This is a genomic window from Comamonas sp. SY3, from assembly GCF_041730275.1.
Lineage (GTDB): Bacteria > Pseudomonadota > Gammaproteobacteria > Burkholderiales > Burkholderiaceae_C > Comamonas > Comamonas sediminis.
This window is the reverse complement of the sequence record NZ_JBGTYN010000012.1, coordinates 47,474-65,172: the sequence shown is the minus strand read 5'-3', so window position 1 is coordinate 65,172 and position 17,699 is coordinate 47,474. Positions and strand designations below refer to the sequence as shown.

Genomic DNA, 17,699 nt, shown 5'->3' with positions numbered 1-17,699 from the left:
CCACCCGGCGGGAAGCCCTGAAATCCGCCCTCGTCCACAGCGCTGCAGGCAGGCGATTTGTCATGCCGCCGCCCCAAAGCAGAGGCACAATGGTGCATGACCTATACCAAACCTGCCTTTACCGCACCGACCAGCCACCGCACGGCTCAATCCGCGCTGGCGCAGGTGCAGGCCATCTATGCCGAACAGATCGGATTCCTGCGCCAGGCCATGCAACGCTTTGTGGCGGGCGAGACCCCGGCGGCCCCGTACCGTGCCTGCTACCCCTTTGTACGCCTGCACACGCGCACCGTGGCGCGGGCCGACAGCAAGCTCGCTTATGGCTTTGTCGAGGGCCCCGGCCACTACGAAACCACGCTGACCCGCCCCGACCTGTTTGCCAACTACTATGCCGAGCAGTTCCGGCTGCTGATCGAGAACCACAATGTGGAGCTGGAGGTGGGCACCAGCAGCCAGCCGATTCCGATCCATTTCTCGTTTGCCGACAACGACCACATCGAAGGCCAGCTGAGCGCCGAGCGCCGCATGCTGATGCGCGACGTCTTCGACCTGCCCGACCTGCATGCGATGGACGACGGCATCGCCAACGGCACCTGGGAGCCCAAGCCGGGTGAGCCGCAGCCGCTGTCGCTGTTCACCGCGCCGCGCATGGATTACTCGCTCCAGCGCCTGCGCCACTACACCGGCACCCTGCCCGAGTGGTTCCAGAACTTTGTGCTGTTCACCAACTACCAGTTCTATATCGACGAGTTCATCCGCCTGGGCCGCGCCGAAATGGCCAACCCCGACAGCGAATACATCGCCTTTATCGAGCCGGGCAATGTTGTCACCCGCCGCCAGGGCCTGGCGCCCGAGGCCGTGGACGCGCTGGGCAGCCCGCCTCCGCGCCTGCCGCAGATGCCCGCCTACCACCTGGTGCGCGCCGACCAGTCGGGCACCACGATGGTCAACATCGGTGTGGGCCCGGCCAATGCCAAGACCATCACCGACCACATCGCCGTGCTGCGCCCCCACGCCTGGATGATGCTGGGCCACTGCGCCGGCCTGCGCAACAGCCAGCAGCTGGGCGACTATGTGCTGGCCCATGCCTACGTGCGCGAGGACCATGTGCTGGACGAAGAGCTGCCGCTGTGGGTGCCCATCCCTGCGCTGGCCGAGATCCAGGTCGCGCTGCAGCAGGCGGTGGCCGATGTGACCCAGGTGCCCGAGGACGACCTCAAGCGCTTCATGCGCACAGGCACCGTGGCCAGCACCGACAACCGCAACTGGGAGCTGCTGCCCGACAACACGCCCCAGCGCCGCTTCAGCCAGAGCCGGGCCGTGGCGCTGGACATGGAGAGCGCCACCATTGCCGCCAATGGCTTCCGCTTCCGCGTGCCCTACGGCACCTTGCTGTGCGTCAGCGACAAGCCGCTGCACGGCGAGATCAAGCTGCCGGGCATGGCCAACCACTTCTACCGCGAGCGGGTGGACCAGCATCTGCGCATCGGCATGCGGGCGGTCAACATCCTGCGCGAAGGCGGTGTGGACCGGCTACACAGCCGCAAGCTGCGCAGCTTTGCCGAGGTGGCCTTCCAATAAGTTGCGCTCCCCAGCGGCGCTTTGCACCGCTCCCTTACTCCAATGCCAGCACCAGCGTGCTGGCTTTTTTACTTATGGGGAACTACCTAACTGCAAACCCTGTGGATAACTGTGCGCCTCACTTCCACAATGGTCGGCGGGCCGTGAAGAAGCCTTTGCGCCCGCACCATAACAACCAGGAGACACAGTGACCATAACCATCCTCCCACCCCTTCAGCGCCTCATCCCTCTGACGGCCGTCGCCAGCGCGGTCCTTGCGCTGTCCGCCTGCGGCAGCGGCGGTTCGCACAGCTTCAATTTTGACGAGGCCAGCCTGGCGCTGGCCAAGCAGCAGGTGGCGGCCAGCCAGATTGGCCTGCCCACCAGCGGCGCCACGGTGACCGCGACCGAAACGCCCAGCGCCGCCACCGGCGCGCAGCCGCCGGCCTCGGTCCGTGCCACCATCTCGATCGCCCCGGTCGACCCTGGCGCCCCGGCCATCAAGATGGGCCTCCTGTTGCCCAAGGAGTGGAATGGTAAGGTGGTGATGGTGGGCGGCGGCGGCTACAACGGCGTGATGCCCAGCCTCTACACCTACCCGGCCGCCCCCGCCAGCCAGGGTGCCTACCCGCTGCTCAACCAGGGCTATGCGGTGTTTGGCAGCGACTCCGGCCACCAGGCCGGGGCAGCCGGCAGCCGCGATGGCAGCTTTGGCACGAATGACGAAGCGGTCGCCAACTTCTCCGGCGCTGCGCTGAAGAAAGTCAGCGACGTGGCCGAGGTGCTGGTGACGCGCTTTTACGGCAGAAAGCCGGACAAGCGTTACTTCATCGGCGGCTCCACCGGCGGGCGCGAAGCACTGGCCGTGGCCCAGAAATGGCCGTCCGACTGGGATGGCGTCGTCGCCTGGTACCCCGCCTGGAACGCGGCCAGCCTGGATCTGCAGTTTGGCCGCATCAGCCGCGCCTTTGCCCTGCCGGGCGCCTACCCCAGCCTGGGCCAGCGCAAGTTGCTGCGCCAGGCGGCGCTGGAGAAGTGCGATGCGCTCGACGGCGTGCAGGACGGCGTGGTCAGCAATGTGGCCGCCTGCAACAGCCAGTTCGACCCGGCCACCGCCACCGTGGGCGGCCAGCCGCTGCGCTGCGCCGGTGGCGCCAGCCAGGAAGGCTGCCTGTCCGATGCGATGATCAGCGCGCTCAAGACCTACAACAGCGAAATCCGCTTCAGCGCCCCGCTGGGCAGTGGCGAGACGCAGTACCCCGGCTTCAACGTCTGGGGCTCGGAACTGGGTGAGGAAGGCAGCAGCCCGCTGCAGCCCACGGTCAACCTGCTGGCGATGAACACCACCGCCCCGGCCAGCCCTGCGCCGCTCACCGCTCCGTACTGGGCAGTGTTCTGGGACCAGTGGGTGCGCTACTTTGTGACCCGCGATGCCAACTTTGATGCGCTGTCGCTCGATCCGCAAAACCCCGGCGCCTGGACCGACCGCATCCACCAGCTCACCAAGCTGCAGGACATCAACAGCACCGACCTGTCGGCCTTCAACAAGCGCGGCGGCAAGCTGCTGATGGCCCATGGCACCGCCGATGTGCTCGTCAGCACCCGCGCCACCGCGCAGTACTGGCAGCGCCTGGAGCAGACCATGGGCGCCAGCGCCGTCAAGAGCTTTGCCCGTTACTACGAGGTACCCGGTTACGGCCATGCGGCCAGCACCGCCTTCAATGCCAACTGGGATTCGCTCAAGGCGCTGGACCAATGGGTGACCGCTGGCACCGCGCCTGGTGCCCAGGTGGTCAGCGACACCGCGGGTGTGCCTGGCCGCACCCGGCCGCTGTGCGAGTACCCGACCTGGCCGCGCTACAAGGGCAGTGGGGATGTGAACGTGGCTGACAGCTACAGCTGCCAGTCCAACTAAAAACCACCGCACCAAGCACACCCCAAACAAAAGCTGCTGGACGCCCCGCAAGGGCAGCCAGCAGCTTTTTTCAATGGCGCAGCCCAGGGAGCGCTGCGCCCCGGCCGCTTACGCCGCCACGCGGGGCTTGACCAGCGCCGCCGCCTTTTTGGCGTTGTCGCGCGCGGCATCGGTATCGGCCGCGCGGGCCAGTGCCACGCCCATGCGGCGGCGGCTAAAGCTCTCGGGCTTGCCAAACAGGCGCACCTCGGTGCCGGGGATCTGCAGAGCGGCATCGACACCATCAAACACAATGCCCTGGGCATCGACACCACCGTAGATCACTGCGCTGGCGCCGGCGGTCTTGAGGCTGGTGTCCACCGGCAGGCCCAGAATGGCGCGGGCATGCAGCTCGAACTCGTTTTGCCACTGGGTGATCATGGTCACCATGCCGGTGTCATGCGGGCGGGGGCTCACTTCGCTGAACCAGACCTGGTCGCCCTTGACGAACAGCTCCACGCCAAACAGGCCCAGGCCGGCGGGCTCGCCGTTCAGGCCGGTGCCCAGGTCGCTGGTGATGGCGCGGGCAATGTCCTGCGCCAGGGTCAGCGCGCCGGGCGCCATGCGGGCCGGCTGCCAGCTCTCCACATAGTCGCCCTGCACCTGCACATGGCCGATGGGCTCGCAGAAATGGGTTTCGATCTGGCCGGCGGCATTCTTGGCGCGCACGGTCAGCAAGGTGATTTCGTAGTCAAAGTCGATAAAGCCTTCGACGATGATGCGGCCGCCCTGCACCCGGCCGCCTTCCATCGCATAGTTCCAGGCCTTTTCCACATCAGCCGGGCTGTCGATCTTGCTTTGGCCCTTGCCCGAGCTGCTCATCACCGGCTTGACCACGCAGGGGTAGCCAATGCCGCCATCGATGGCCGCCTGCAGCTCTGCCAGGCTGTCGCAGAACTGGTAGGGGCTGGTAGGCAGGCCCAGGGTCTCGGCCGCCAGGCGGCGGATGCCTTCGCGGTCCATCGTCAAACGGGTGGCGCGGGCGGTGGGCACCACGCGCACGGTGCCTGCGGCCTCCAGCGCCTGCAGCGCGGGCGTCGCAATGGCTTCGATCTCGGGCACCACCATGTCGGGCTTTTCTGCCTCGATCAGCGCCGTCAGCTGGGCCGGGTCGCTCATCGTGATGGTGCGGGCATGGTGCGCCACCTGCTGGCCGGGCGCATGGTCATAGCGGTCCACTGCCACCGTCTCCACGCCCAGGCGCTGCAAGGCAATCAGCACTTCCTTGCCCAGCTCGCCGCTGCCCAGCAGCATGACTTTGGTTGCGTTCTTGGTGAGCGGGGTGCCGAAGGTGGTCATATCAGGTCGTGTCTACTAAGGGGCTGCGGCGCAGCGATGGGGGGCATTTTAGAACCCTCGCCTATCCCCGCGCTCTGTCGCCCAGTTTGTGCCGCAGTGCAACACCTGCCGCTATGATCTTGCCACCGGGCTTGCCGATAGGCACTGCAGGGCGGATGCAGGCCAGCCCCTCTCCCAGCAACAGGACCCAAGGAAGACAGATGACGATCCAGACCGTAGGCGTAATTGGTGCAGGCACCATGGGCAACGGCATTGCGCAGACCTGCGCAGTGGCCGGGCTGAATGTGGTGATGGTGGACATTTCGGACGCCGCCGTGCAAAAGGGCTTGGCGACGGTGGGCAGCAGCCTGGACCGCCTGATCAAGAAGGAAAAGATCAGCGAAGCCGACAAGGCCGCCGCACTGGGCCGCATCCAGGGCAGCACCCGCTATGAAGACCTGCAGAAGGCCCAACTGGTGATCGAGGCGGCCACCGAGAACTACGAGCTCAAGCTCAAGATCCTGCAGCAGGTCGATGCGCTGCTCGACCCGTCCGTACTGCTGGCATCGAACACCTCGTCGATCTCGATCACCCAACTGGCTGCTGCCACCAAGCGCGCTGACAAGTTCATCGGCATGCACTTCTTCAACCCGGTGCCGATGATGGCGCTGGTCGAAGTGATCCGTGGCCTGCAGACCAGCGACGCCACGCATGACGCCGTCAAGGCACTGGCCGAGAGCCTGGGCAAGTCACCGATCAGCGTGAAGAACTCGCCCGGCTTTGTCGTCAACCGCATTCTGGTGCCGATGATCAACGAGGCCTTCTATGTGCTGGCCGAAGGCATTGCCTCTGCCCAGGATATCGATGACGGCATGAAGCTGGGCTGCAGCCACCCGATTGGCCCGCTGGCGCTGGCCGACATGATTGGTCTGGATGTCTGCCTGGCCGTGATGGAGGTCTACCTGAAAGACTTTGGCGACAGCAAATACCGCCCCTGCCCGCTGCTCAAGGAAATGGTCGCCGCCGGCCAGCTGGGCCGCAAGACCGGCAAGGGCGTCTACAGCTACGCCTGAGCGCGGGCGCCTGCGCTGCCCAGCGACCCCTGCCCCATGCCCGCGCCACGCAGCACCCCGATCTGGAAAAAGGCCCTGCCTGTGGCCGCGCTGGTGCTGGCCCTGGTGGCCTGCCTGGCCGGCTTTCGCATCTGGAAGCAGCAGCTCGAAGATGCGCCGGTCGATGCGCTCTACCGCGACTACCTGGCCTATGTCGCCGCCCGGGTGCCGGCTGCCGATCTGCACTTGAAGCGCTACTACCAGCGCTACGGGCGCGACACGGTGGCCGCCAGGCATTTCAAGCCCATCTGCCGCAGCGTGACGGCCATGGCGGACCAGCAGGCGCTGGACCTGGGCGCCAGCGAATGGCACACCCTGGCAGGCAGCTGCCGCTGGCCGCTGAGCAACGACGAGATCCACCTCCTGCCCTGACCCCACCACACAAACAACACCCCACCACCGAGACAAGCATGCCCACTCCGAACCTCTTCAAAAAAGCCATGGCCGCCGGCCAGGCACAGATCGGCCTGTGGTCGGCCTTTCCTTCGCCCTATATCACCGAGCTGCTGGCCGGCAGCGGCTATGACTGGATCATGCTCGACACCGAGCATTCGCCCAACGATGTGCCCCAGGTGCTGCAGCAGCTGCAGGCGGTAGAAGCTGCGCTGCAGCCCCGTCCCACCAGCGCCGTGGTGCGCCCGGCCTGGAATGACCCGGTCCTCATCAAGCGTTACCTGGACATTGGCGCCCAAACGCTGCTGATCCCCTTTGTGCAGAACGCCGACGAAGCCCGCGCCGCCGTGCAGGCCATGCGCTATGCGCCCAAGGGCATTCGCGGCATGGGCGGCTCGATGCGCGCCAGCAACTTTGGCCGCGACATGCAGTATGTGGACGATGCCGACAAGGAGCTGTGCCTGTTGGTGCAGGTGGAAACCGCGCAGGCGCTGGACCAGATCGAGGCCATCGCCGCCGTCGATGGGGTGGACGGCATCTTCATCGGTCCTGCCGACCTGTCGGCCAGCATGGGCTACCCCGGCCAGCCGCGCCACCCGGTGGTCAATGCCGCGATCAATGACGCCATCACCCGCATCCGCGCTGCCGGCAAGGCCCCCGGCATCCTGATGGTGGACGAAGCCCGCGCCCGCGAATGCCTGGCACTGGGCGCACAGTTTGTCGCCGTCTCGATGGACCTGATCCTGCTGCGCACCGCTGCCGATGCGGTGGCTGTCAAATTCAAGGACAGCAGCGGCCAGGTGGTGCAGACCGCATATTGAATGGACGGGGCGCAACCCAGCCGCGATCTGCGGCGCGGGTTGCCTGCCTTTCAGACGAAGCCAGGGCCATGCACCGGCCCTGGGCAAACACCCTGTTGGCTGCAGGTGTTTCCCCAATTAAGTTGTGCACAATTTAATTGGGCACTATAATTCAACCCATGCCTAACGCCAACCCTGCCACTGCCCACAACGCGCTGCTGCTCGACCAGCAGCTGTGTTTTGCGCTGTACTCCAGCTCACTGGCAATGACCAAGCTGTACAAGCCCCTGCTCGAACCATTGGGTTTGACCTACCCGCAGTACCTGGTGCTCTTGGTACTGTGGGAAGGCGATGGCTGCATGGTCTCCGAGCTGGGCGAGCGCCTGTACCTGGATTCGGGTACGTTGACGCCGCTGCTCAAGCGCATGCAGACTGCCGGTTGGCTGCAGCGCCAGCGCGACAGCGACGATGAGCGCCGCGTGCGCGTGCACCTGACCGATGCCGGCCGGCAACTGCGCGAGCAAGCAGCCGCCGTTCCCGCCTGTGTGCTGGAGCGCAGCCAATGCAGCTTGCAGGAGTTGCAGGCCTTGACCCAACAGATCCAACAGCTGCGCAGCCGATTGGCCGCGCCGCTGCCCGCCGCTTCTTGAAGAAGCAGTTTTTTTGTCCCACCGTTGACCAGGAGTTCACCATGGCTACTCTCGAAAAAGTTCTGTACACCGCCCACGCACACACCACCGGCGGCCGCGACGGCGCATCGCGCACCAATGATGGCCGCCTGGACGTGCAACTGTCCTCGCCCGGTACCAGCGGCCAGGGCACCAACCCCGAGCAGCTGTTTGCCGCAGGCTACTCTGCCTGCTTCATCGGCGCGATCAAGGCGGTTGCCGGCAAGCAAAAGCTTGCGCTGCCCGATGGCCTGTCGATCGACGCCGAAGTGGACCTGGGCCCCATTCCCAACGCCTACGGCATTGCAGCCCGCCTGACGGTCAACCTGCCCGGCATGGACAAGGCCGCCGCTGAAAAGCTGGTGCATGACGCCGACCTGGTCTGCCCTTACTCCAACGCCACCCGCGGCAATATCGACAAGACCCTGACCGTGGTGGTGTAAGAACGTGTTTACGATCTCCTCGTATAGAGATCGTAAAGACGTTCTAAGCCTCACTGCTGAACGATTGACCCTCTCCAGTACAGCCGGTGCATGCCTTGCATGCCCGGCTTTTTTTGCGTCCCTGTCCTCTCCATGGCCGTCACAAGATGGGCGCACAATGGCAGGATGCACGACAACGATGACTACCCGCCCAGCAGCCCGCAACAGGAACATGCCTATGCCGCACTGACCCCCGATCTGGTGCTCGATGCGCTGGCATCGGTCGGCCTGTGGGGTGATGGCCGCCTCAATCCGCTGTCCTCGTATGAGAACCGGGTCTACCAGGTCTGGCTGGAAGACGGCAGCAAGGTGGTCTGCAAGTTCTACCGCCCCGGCCGCTGGAGCGATGCGGCCATTGCCGAGGAACACCATTTCTCCCAGCAGCTGGCCGATGCCGAAGTGCCGGTAGTGGCACCGCTGCAACTGGGCGGCCACAGCCTACTGCAGCATGGCGGTTTTCGTTTCTCGGTCTCGCCGTGGCGGGGCGGGCGCCAGCCCGATCTGGACGATTGGGAAGTGCTCGAATGGGTCGGCCGCTTTCTGGCCCGCATCCACACCGTGGGCGAAGCCCAGCCCTTTGCGCACCGCCCCAGCATCAACGCCCAGGACTTTGCCCGCGAACCCCATGACTGGCTGATGGCGCACGGCGCCATCCCGCCCGGCCAGCGCAGCGCCTGGAGCGATGCCTGCCGCCGAGCCACCGACAAGATCTGCGAGATCATCGACCCGGGCAGCGCGACCGGCCACTTTGCCGCAGGCAGCTTTCGCAGCCTGCGCCTGCATGGCGACTGCCACCCGGGCAATGTGCTGTGGGTGCCGCCTGAGAACCAGGGCGGCGGCCCGCATTTTGTCGATCTGGATGACACACGCAGCGGCCCCGCTGTGCAGGACCTGTGGATGCTGCTGTCAGGCGACCGCCGTCAGCAAAGCGCGCAGCTGTCGACCCTCGTGGAAGGCTATGAGCAGTTCCGCCCGTTTGACCGGCGCGAGCTGGTACTGATCGAGCCGCTGCGCACCCTGCGCCTGATCCACTACAGCGCCTGGCTGGCCCGGCGTTTTGACGACCCGATCTTCCCGATCCATTTCCCCTGGTTTGGCAGCGAGGCCTACTGGCAGGAGCAGACGCAGCTGCTGCAGGCCCAGCTCATCGCGATGGACGAGCCGCCGCTGTATGTGTAGAACCGGTTAACAGCGGTTGTTCAGCCGGCAGTCGGGCAGCAGTTGGCCGTCAGCGCCGCGCCACTGCAGGTTGGCATCGTGCTCACCCGTGGGTGGGTTGACCACCCCTGGTACGACCACGCCGGGCTGTGCGGACCGGGCATAGTCCGGTGCCGTTGCGGGGGCCGATGCAGGCGCCACGGGCGCAGCGGGGTCATACAGCACCGTGCCGGTGCCCACCCCCACGCCCACATTCGCACCACCGACGGAGGTGCCCACGCCGACACCCGCATTGCCGGTCACCTGGCCGCGCTGGTTGACCCCCACACCCACACCGACGGGGCCCACGCCCGTGCCCACCCCGGCGCTGACACCGCCACTGCCCACACCGACGCCGACCGAAAACGGCCCCACCGGCACGCCCACACCTATATACGGTGAGCAGGCGGACAGCGCAGCCACGCAGGCCACCGCGATGGCAGCGGCAGCCGCAGCGCGGCAGTGGCGGGGAGGCGAAAAGGACAGCGTGGACATTCGGATCATGGCTATTTTTACCAGCCTTTGCCCCACGGTCCCGCGCTACAAGGGCATTGCCATGGACTTTGTCTGCCTATGTCCTACGCCAGGCCATGGGCACCTGCGCCGCCTAGCGACATGCGCGGCCCCGCTGCCTACAATCCAGCCCACCGTCCTTGCCGGCCAGCCGCTACCCGCCGCTGGCCTGCTGCAGCCACCGCAGCCCAGATCCAAGTCCTGCAATGAAATACCCCTGGCCGCCCTATTTCTGGGTGTGCTTCTCGATGTGCGTCGGCGTCATGGGCACGGCGCTGGCCAGCCCGCTCTACCCGCTGTACCAGGCGCAGTGGCAGCTGCCGCCCAGCGCCATCACCCAGGTGTTTGTGCTGTACATGGCCGCAGCGCTCACCAGCCTGATGCTGCTGGGCGCGATCACGACGCGCTATGGCTTTTTCAAGGTGCTGCGGGCGGGATTGATGCTGATGAGCAGCGGCGTGCTGCTGTCGGCACTGGCCTGGAACATGCAGGTGTTTGGCCTGAGCCGCATCATCATTGGCCTGGCCTCGGGCATGATCACGACCTCGGCCTCGCTGGGCCTGACCCAGCTCAATACCAGCGGTGACACGCAGCGCGCCGCTGCCACCACCAGTCTGACGATTGCCTTTGGTTTTGGCTTGGGGCCCATCGTCGGTGGCCTGGTGGCGCAATGGGCGCCCTTTCCGCTGCGCAGCGCCTATCTGCCATCGCTGCTGCTGAGTGCGTTGGCGATTTATTCGCTGTTCCAGGTGCAGCTGCCGGCCCACTTGCAGCCCGCGCCTGCCAGCACCCGTTTTGGCCTGCGTCAGCTGATGCCGCGCCTGACCTTCCCGGAGCGCGCTGCGCTGCGCCGCTATGGCTTGGCCTCAATGGGGGCGTTCTGCGCCTTTGGCATGTTCAGTCTGTTCGCATCGCTCGCCCCCAGCTTCATGCAAAGCATGCTGCCCTTGCATGGGCCGGCGATCAGCGGGCCATCGATCGGCCTGATCCTGCTGCTGTCGGCCGCTACGCAGTATGCCGCCAAGGGCTTTGTCACCCGCAAGGTGCTGATCACCGGCTACGCATCGCTGGCGCTGTGCAACCTGCTGCTGATCGTCAACGTGTTTGCCAGCTCGGCCGGCGTGTTTCTGCTCTGCGTGCTGACTGCCGCACTCGGCCATGGCCTGTGCAACCTGGGCGGCATCTCGGTGGTCAACAAGGTGGCACGGGCCGACAACCGGGCCGGCCTGCTGGCCACCTACCTGGTCACCGGCTATGTGGGCACAATCTTGCCCATTCTGGGGATTGGCTGGCTGTCCGACCAGGTGGGTTTGTCACGCGCGCTGCTGGCATTCTGCGCGGTGTTTGCGCTGCTGGCCACGGCGCTGGCGCTAGCCACCTGGCGCACGCAAGTGCCAGCCCCCCGGCAATAGGAGCTCGCTTATTTGCGCGGTGGCAAGGTGATGCTGATCTCGTGCGAGATCTCGGGCCCGCTCTCTGCCGGGCGGATCACCTGCTCTGGCGGCGGTGGTGGCGGTGGGCGCACCACGGTGGGGCGCGGCACCAGCTTGGGCTGGATGTTCTTCTTCCAGGCCTCGACCAGCACTTCGTTGACAAACTGGCGGTCCAGCCACAGCCACAGCAAAAACGGCACCAGGGTCGGCAGCACCAGGCTGCCCAGCTGGTAGCCATAGGCCAGCAGATCCAGCTGGGTCTGCGAAATTTTCAGCAGGCGCAGGTCCAGGTTGGTGGCCAGCACCACCTGCATCAGCAGGCTGGTGGAGATGCTGAAGGCCTGGAACGGCAGCAAGATCACATAACCGAGAACCGCACGCCAGACACGCCCCTTGCGCCAGGCGGCCAGCAACAGCGCCAAGAAGATCGGAAATCCGTAGGCATAGCGGCCCGGGTCGCCATCGACCGAGATCTCGGCCCAGCGGCCACCGGTGTTGGCATTGGCAACGCCGACCGAGGTGTCGACCTCGATCTTGCCCGGCGCGATGTGCACCTGCTTGACCCAGCCCGATGCCAGGTCCTGCATGCCTTCCTTGGAGATCACCGCCACCGGGTAGCCCATCCAGGGAGACAGTTGCACCCACAACGTGGTCAGCACGATGATGCCGGCGAAGGCCAGCAGCGCAAATCGCTGTATCGGGTTCAAGCGCTTCATCCCTCTTCCTCGGTCTCGGCCCTGGGGGCCATGTATTTCTAGTGCGGTGAATGGAAAAAAGCCAGCAGTGCGCACACTGCTGGCCGGTGCAGGTCAGGCCGCGGCCAGCGCCGGACCCGCCCCCGAGCCCGAGGGGGGTGGCGCGTCCGAGCCATCCTCGGCCCGCTTGGCGCGCTGGCCTGCACGCACCCAGACCAGCCAGACCACCAGCACGTCCAGCATGATCAGCGCCTGCCACAGGTACTCATGGGCGAAGTTGAAAGCCGACATGTTCCACTGGCCGAGGTAGAACAGGCTGATCACGCGCACGATATTGACGGCCTGGACCGCGATGAAACCCAGCACCAGGCCGATGAGCTTGTGGCGCCAGCTGGATGGAAAGGCCATGATGGCGGCAAACAACACAATGCAGGCCTCGATGCCGTTGCAGCCGGCCTCGATGGACACGCCAAAGTTGGTGGCATGGTTCCACAGCACCTTGCCTTCTGCCACTGCCGATTTGTCAAACCAGGTCACCAAAAAAGCGCAGATCTGCGCCAGCATGGCTGTCCACGGCTCGACCAGGTGCTTTTGCACCCAGCTCAGCATGTTGAGACCGAACAAGGAGAGCTGCAGCCCCAGAAATACAAAAAAGAAGCGAACCATGGTGAGTGCCTGCTGTCGTCGAAGTGGACGTAGGAGCAAATATAGCCGTTAAAGTTCTGAGCGGGGGAAATGCCTCTGTCAACAACTGGTGTTCATGCGGCAAATCCCCCACGTAAAAAAGCCGCGCATGGCGATGCGCGGCTTGGGGGCGGAGGTGCATCCGGGATGCGCGCTTAACGGCTGCGGCGTCCCAGTCGCAGCGCTGCCAGCGCAGCCATCGCCAACGCCATCAGCAGCAGGCCAGCCGGTGCCAGGGTGGGCACAGGCACCGGCACGGCGGGCTTGCCATCGGGCTTGCCTTCATTGCCCCCGCTGTCTTTGCCAGGGATGGTCGTTGCCGCAGTGCTTTCGTTGTTGCTTGGATCGGAATCACCGGCCAGGTCCACGGCAGCCGTGTTGACCAGGCTGGCCGGGCCTTGCAGCGCCGCATCCACGGTGGTCTCGACCGTCAATGCCAAGGACGCACCGGCGGCCAGCGGCTCCAGCGCACAACGGAGTGTGCGGCTATCGGCGTCGAAGCGGCAGGCGGGCGACGCCTGAACAAAGACCAGGCCTTGGGGCAAGACATCGGTCACGCTGGCTTCACGGCTTGCTGCCGGGCCGTTGTTGACAACCGTCAAGGTGTAAGTCAACGCATCGCCTGCAGCGGCCTGGGCCTTGTCGACCGTCTTGCGCAGGGCCAGATCCACCAGCGCCAGTGGCGTCTCGGTGCGGCTGTCGTTGTTGGACTCATCCGTATCACCGGGGCTGGAGAGGCTGGCGCTGTTGACCACGCTGGTCTGCGCCTGCGGGCGCGACAGCAGCTTGGCCGTGAAGCGGAAGTCCCGCGTCTGCCCGGCATTGAGCGATGTGATCTCGCAGCGCAGGCTGCGCGTCGCCTCGGTATAGCTGCAGCCATCAGGCGCTGCTCCTTCCAGCGCCAGGCCGTCGGGCAGCACATCGCTGACGACGGCATGGCCATCCACCAGGTCATTGCGCGGGTTGGCGGCCGGGTCTTCCTCGTTCTTCACCGTCAAGGTGTAGGCAATCAGATCGCCCACATCCACCGCATCGCCCGCCGACGCGGTCTTGGTCAGCGACAGGTCCACATAGCGCAGCTTGTCCAGGTCCCCGGGCGAGACCTGTGCCGGGTCATAGGTCGACGTGCGGTCCGTGGTCTGGTTGTTCTTGCTGACATCCACGCCCTCCAGCACTTCCACATCGGCCTTCACGCTGGCGCGGTGGTTGATGGTACCGACGGCGCGGCCATCGAGCAGCGAGGCTGGCTCCATCGTGAACTTGATCGCCACGGATTCGCCAGGCGCCAGCCAGGGGAAATCACAGACCAGGCTGCCCGCCAGCGCGCCGGATGCCGGCACGGTACAGCTGTCGGTACTGAAGCGGGCATCGCCATTGGCCAGCTGCACGCTGTCGAGCGAGACAAAGCGGAAGTCGGCCGTCGATCCGGCTGCCGGGAACTGGTCCACCATCTGCACGCCGGTTGCGTACGACTGCGAGGCACCACTGTTGGTGACCGTGATCGTGTACTGGGTCTTGCCGGTGTCCAGCGGAATGCCGTCATTGGTGTGGCGCATGTTCACCAGCACATCGACCTGGGGCGTGTTCAGCGGCACCGTTTCGTGGGCGCTGTTGTTGCTCAGATCCGTCTCCGGCGTGACCGACGCCACCACCACGCGGTTGTCCAGCTGAGCCGGGTAGTCCTTGGCACGCGAGCGCAGCTGGTAGGTCACGGTCTTTTGCGCCTTCTCGGCCACGGTGTCAGTCCAGGTACAGGTCAGCGTGCGGTTGGCTTCGATGATCTCCAAGCCTGCTGCAAACGTGGCGCCGCCGCTCAAGCTGCAGCTGCCCCCGGCAATACTGGGCGCAGCGCCCACCCAGATCGTGTTCAGCGGCAACTGATCGGTCACGCTGACCTTGCGCGCCTGCGAGGGGCCGCTGTTCTTGGCGGTCAAGGTGTAGGTGATCGCCTGGCCGGCGGCAGCGCTCTCGGGCGCAGCCTGCTTGGTTACGGTCAGATCGGTCAGGGCTTCCAGCTCCACCGAGGCCTGGGAGCGGTTGTTGCCGGTGTTGAACTCTGCCGTATCGGGCGAGCTCACATCCGCCACATTGACGATGGTGTTGGTCTGCGTGGCATCGTCCTTGGGGTCCACATACTGGCGCGCCTTGATGACGACCAGGTATTCCGCTGCCGGATCGGCGGGCAGGTTGCGGAAGTTGCAGGTCACGGTGGCGGACTTCTGGTTGTTGTCGCCCGAGATCGAACAGGCATCCGACTCCGCGCCATTGCCGCCGGGCATGGTGACTTCGGCCGTCAGATAGCGTCCGTTGGCATAGGGTTGTACCCCCAGCACGCCTGCGCTGTAGGAGGTCAGCAGGTTGCCCACGGTGTCCGTGACCTTGACGGTCCTGGCCATCTGCAGGTCCACATTGCCGGCGTCAGCGGGCACGTCGTTCTTGACGCGCAAGCGGTAGACGACCTCGGCACCGGACGCCGCCGATGCGCCGGTGACCGCAGCCGACTTGCTGATCGACAGATCGGCCTTGGCCTCCGACAGGTTCACGCTGTTGCTGTCGGCAATATGGCCGATGGCGGCGCTGCCCCGCCCGTCCACGCCGGTCACCTGGGCGCCATTTTTGATGGTGGCAAACTTGCCCTGGCCCGGATCGATGTGCGCGACCACATTGAGCAGCAACTCCGAGGTCTTGCCCGCGGCGATGCCTCCCGTGAAGGTGCAGGTCAGCAGCCGGCCCAGTTCAGTAGCCGTCGTGCTTTCGGGGCTGCACGTCCACGGAGAGCCTGCGGGCACCCCGGTGAACTGCAACTGCCCATCCAATTGGTCCGTCACCGTGATCGTCTGTCCCTCCAGCACATCCAGCGGGCCATTGTTCTTGATCTTGACCGCGTACTGGTACGGCTGGCCGGAGGCAATCACCGACGCCGTGGTGCTTTTGCTCACGGCCAGGTCCACCTGGTTGCTGACCAGCACGCTGGCCTGCGCCTTGTTGTTGTCGCCTACATTGGCAGGCGATTCATTGCTGGCCGAGACCTGGGCGGCGTTGTTGACCACACTTTCGGCTGCCACGGAAGCCGTATCGACGGTGGCATGGACCGTGATCTGGGGCAGGGTCGCTGTAAATGCACCGCTGTAGCGGCAGCGAACGACCTGCGCATTGTTGCTGCAGTCCCATCCGGTACCGCTGGCAGAGACGAAGCTGACACCGGCGGGCAGCGTGTCCGTCACCTCGATGTCCTGCGGCACCAGCTCGCCAGCGACCCGCTTGGCGCTGAGCGTGTAGACCACCGGCACAGGTGCGGCGGCCTTCTTGTCCACCACCTTCGGATTCACGACCTTGGTCAGGGCCATGTCCAGGTTCACATTGGGCTGCACCTGGATCTGCACATCATCGGTGTTGTTGTCAGGGTCGGCATCCAGAAACAGCTGGCCCGTGGCGGTTTCACCCGCCACCGACACCGCACTGGCCACCTGGCCGCCGCTGGCCTTGACCAGCACAGGCACGCTCAGCAGCGGCAAATCCTGGCCACGGCCGACGGACTGGCCGGCGGGCACGGTGTAGCTGCAGCTCCATACCGGCACGGGCTGGTTGGCGCTGGTGTCGTCCACCAGCTGGCAGGCCCAGCCATTGCCGCCAGGGCTGCCCTGGAACTCGGTTCCCTCGGGCTGTGGAAAACGCACGGTCGCCTTTTCGCCCGCCTTGAGTGCAAAGGCATAGGGCGAGTCCGCGTTGCGCACCTGGAGCTGGTAGTCGACCTTGTCGCCCTGCGTATGCGTGGCGCCATTCACAGGCGCCAGGATCTGTACGGCCAGATCAGCACGCTCATAGGTGGTGATCGTGCGTTCGATGCGGCTGTGGTTCGGGGCCAGTTCACCCGCATCCGGATCCACGTTGTTGGGACTGGAGGCAGAGGCCTGCGCCGTCCAGTCGGTGCCAGCGGTGGGCAGCTTGACGCGGAAGTCCACCGCGACGAAATCGGCCGCCGTCACCAGCGGAAGATGGCAGCGCAGTGCAGCGCCGGCCTGGATGGTGTCGCCCGCCTTGGGCAGGGGCTCGTCACACTGCACGCCGGCAGGCGCGACGATGCCCTGAAAAATGGCACCCGCTGGCAGTTGCTGCAGCAACAGGACGTTGGATACCTCGCCGGTGCCGCCATTGAGCTTGACCTTGGCGCGGTAGACAAAGTCCGCGCCCACCGGCCCATCGACCGATCCGCTCTCGGCAACGGTGCCGGTCTGCGCAACAAAGGCGTCGTGGTTCACAAAGATGTCGTACTGGGTCGACTGGGCGGCCACCACGGCCGGCATCAGACCCGACAACAAGGCCAGGGCAACGCTGCAACGCACCGTGGTGCGTAGCGGCGGTGATCGATACGGGAGTAACACTTTCAACGTCCTGCTTAAAAAAGGCAAAGCTCCGCCCTCTCCTCAAAAAACAGAGATAACGGCTTGCGTGTTCAGTGAAATAAAAGATTTTTGCTACATACCAAAGATTTTCTCAGCGACCGCCAAGATAACGACCAGTGGTAGTAACGGAACCTTAATAACCTGCTGTACCTGACAACAAGGGCTGCGAATGTAGCACCGGCATCCGGCGTATATACCCAATAAACTTTCAATAAATTTATTAGCTATATAAAAATGATGCAGCAAAACAATGCAGAGCTGCCCATAGCATTTACGAACCGGCCTCGCCACGCGGGAAGCCTGCCGCCCCCAGCCAGCATCGGGATACAACAGCACCGCAGAGGCGGGCAGCGCCCCGCGCTGCTCCGCAGCGGCTGCGCCCACCCGCAATGGCATACATCCAATGGACTGATTTATTTGATAAATAACCAATTTCAGGAGTCTGCACAGCGAAGGAAAGCTACGCAGCGCCGGGCTGTCCCCCTCCTCCCTCTGTCAGCGAGAGGGCTTCAGAGGTCTTCTTGCTG

The 17,699-nt window shown here is 65.0% G+C and carries 14 protein-coding genes; 9 read left to right on the top strand and 5 right to left on the bottom strand.

All coding sequences use genetic code 11. From position 1 onward, the window contains the following. The first annotated feature begins 96 nt into the window (after nt 1-96). Together ACCQ08_RS15895 and ACCQ08_RS15890 are read left to right on the top strand one after the other, a co-directional pair. A complete protein-coding gene (locus ACCQ08_RS15895) occupies nt 97-1,581 on the top strand; it encodes an AMP nucleosidase (RefSeq protein WP_239809670.1) in 1,485 nt (494 codons plus the stop codon). 187 nt (nt 1,582-1,768) lie between these two features. Next, complete coding sequence (locus ACCQ08_RS15890; protein ID WP_373450340.1) at nt 1,769-3,475, top strand: tannase/feruloyl esterase family alpha/beta hydrolase; 1,707 nt, start codon at nt 1,769-1,771, stop codon at nt 3,473-3,475. Nucleotides 3,476-3,583: 108 nt separating this feature from the next. On the opposite strand, the gene purT is transcribed toward ACCQ08_RS15890, so the two are convergent. Continuing rightward, the gene (purT, locus tag ACCQ08_RS15885; protein WP_312450618.1) at nt 3,584-4,813 is read right to left on the bottom strand and encodes a formate-dependent phosphoribosylglycinamide formyltransferase; all 1,230 of its coding nucleotides are present in this window, start codon (nt 4,811-4,813) and stop codon (nt 3,584-3,586) included. 155 nt (nt 4,814-4,968) lie between these two features. Between purT and ACCQ08_RS15880 the strand changes: the two genes are divergently transcribed. From ACCQ08_RS15880 to ACCQ08_RS15855, 6 genes are all read left to right on the top strand, one after another. After that, nucleotides 4,969-5,865, top strand: a complete 897-nt coding sequence (locus tag ACCQ08_RS15880) for a 3-hydroxybutyryl-CoA dehydrogenase (RefSeq protein ID WP_342395185.1) — start codon at nt 4,969-4,971, stop codon at nt 5,863-5,865. 36 nt (nt 5,866-5,901) lie between these two features. After that, nucleotides 5,902-6,276, top strand: a complete 375-nt coding sequence (locus ACCQ08_RS15875; protein WP_239809674.1) for a hypothetical protein — start codon at nt 5,902-5,904, stop codon at nt 6,274-6,276. 38 nt (nt 6,277-6,314) lie between these two features. Next, complete coding sequence (locus ACCQ08_RS15870; RefSeq protein ID WP_373450339.1) at nt 6,315-7,118, top strand: HpcH/HpaI aldolase/citrate lyase family protein; 804 nt, start codon at nt 6,315-6,317, stop codon at nt 7,116-7,118. A 158-nt stretch (nt 7,119-7,276) separates the two neighbouring features. Beyond that, a complete protein-coding gene (locus ACCQ08_RS15865; RefSeq protein ID WP_239809675.1) occupies nt 7,277-7,747 on the top strand; it encodes a MarR family winged helix-turn-helix transcriptional regulator in 471 nt (156 codons plus the stop codon). 41 nt (nt 7,748-7,788) lie between these two features. After that, nucleotides 7,789-8,208 carry an organic hydroperoxide resistance protein gene (locus tag ACCQ08_RS15860; RefSeq protein WP_239809676.1) on the top strand — a complete coding sequence of 140 codons (420 nt, stop codon included), beginning with the start codon at nt 7,789-7,791 and terminating at the stop codon, nt 8,206-8,208. A gap of 165 nt (nt 8,209-8,373) precedes the next feature. Then, a complete protein-coding gene (locus ACCQ08_RS15855; protein ID WP_373450338.1) occupies nt 8,374-9,426 on the top strand; it encodes a serine/threonine protein kinase in 1,053 nt (350 codons plus the stop codon). A 6-nt stretch (nt 9,427-9,432) separates the two neighbouring features. Here the strand turns inward: ACCQ08_RS15855 and ACCQ08_RS15850 are convergent, their stop codons facing one another. Continuing rightward, entirely contained in the window at nt 9,433-9,939 is a 507-nt protein-coding gene (locus ACCQ08_RS15850; RefSeq protein WP_373450337.1) for a hypothetical protein, read from the bottom strand. 266 nt (nt 9,940-10,205) lie between these two features. Here ACCQ08_RS15850 and ACCQ08_RS15845 point away from each other — a divergent pair, with 266 nt between their 5' ends. After that, nucleotides 10,206-11,369, top strand: a complete 1,164-nt coding sequence (locus ACCQ08_RS15845; RefSeq protein WP_373450376.1) for an MFS transporter — start codon at nt 10,206-10,208, stop codon at nt 11,367-11,369. Between the two features lie 8 nt (nt 11,370-11,377). Here ACCQ08_RS15845 and ACCQ08_RS15840 read toward each other — a convergent pair whose 3' ends face one another. From ACCQ08_RS15840 to ACCQ08_RS15830, 3 genes are all read right to left on the bottom strand, one after another. Beyond that, nucleotides 11,378-12,106: an exosortase H-associated membrane protein gene (locus ACCQ08_RS15840; protein ID WP_239809678.1), complete on the bottom strand. Its 729-nt coding sequence runs from the start codon at nt 12,104-12,106 to the stop codon at nt 11,378-11,380. Between the two features lie 93 nt (nt 12,107-12,199). Beyond that, a complete protein-coding gene (gene xrtH / locus ACCQ08_RS15835; protein WP_239809679.1) occupies nt 12,200-12,751 on the bottom strand; it encodes an exosortase H in 552 nt (183 codons plus the stop codon). Nucleotides 12,752-12,924: 173 nt separating this feature from the next. Continuing rightward, nucleotides 12,925-17,151 carry a hypothetical protein gene (locus tag ACCQ08_RS15830; protein WP_373450375.1) on the bottom strand — a complete coding sequence of 1,409 codons (4,227 nt, stop codon included), beginning with the start codon at nt 17,149-17,151 and terminating at the stop codon, nt 12,925-12,927. Nucleotides 17,152-17,699 lie beyond the last annotated feature (548 nt).

Coding starts and splice junctions, on each gene's coding strand:
- ACCQ08_RS15895 (WP_239809670.1), top strand. CDS start 97: ATGACCTATACCAAACCTGCCTTTACCGCACCGACCAGCCACCGCACG.
- purT (WP_312450618.1), bottom strand. CDS start 4,813: ATGACCACCTTCGGCACCCCGCTCACCAAGAACGCAACCAAAGTCATG.
- ACCQ08_RS15880 (WP_342395185.1), top strand. CDS start 4,969: ATGCAGGCCAGCCCCTCTCCCAGCAACAGGACCCAAGGAAGACAGATG.
- ACCQ08_RS15875 (WP_239809674.1), top strand. CDS start 5,902: ATGCCCGCGCCACGCAGCACCCCGATCTGGAAAAAGGCCCTGCCTGTG.
- ACCQ08_RS15870 (WP_373450339.1), top strand. CDS start 6,315: ATGCCCACTCCGAACCTCTTCAAAAAAGCCATGGCCGCCGGCCAGGCA.
- ACCQ08_RS15865 (WP_239809675.1), top strand. CDS start 7,277: ATGCCTAACGCCAACCCTGCCACTGCCCACAACGCGCTGCTGCTCGAC.
- ACCQ08_RS15860 (WP_239809676.1), top strand. CDS start 7,789: ATGGCTACTCTCGAAAAAGTTCTGTACACCGCCCACGCACACACCACC.
- ACCQ08_RS15855 (WP_373450338.1), top strand. CDS start 8,374: ATGCACGACAACGATGACTACCCGCCCAGCAGCCCGCAACAGGAACAT.
- ACCQ08_RS15850 (WP_373450337.1), bottom strand. CDS start 9,939: ATGTCCACGCTGTCCTTTTCGCCTCCCCGCCACTGCCGCGCTGCGGCT.
- ACCQ08_RS15845 (WP_373450376.1), top strand. CDS start 10,206: ATGTGCGTCGGCGTCATGGGCACGGCGCTGGCCAGCCCGCTCTACCCG.
- ACCQ08_RS15840 (WP_239809678.1), bottom strand. CDS start 12,106: ATGAAGCGCTTGAACCCGATACAGCGATTTGCGCTGCTGGCCTTCGCC.
- xrtH (WP_239809679.1), bottom strand. CDS start 12,751: ATGGTTCGCTTCTTTTTTGTATTTCTGGGGCTGCAGCTCTCCTTGTTC.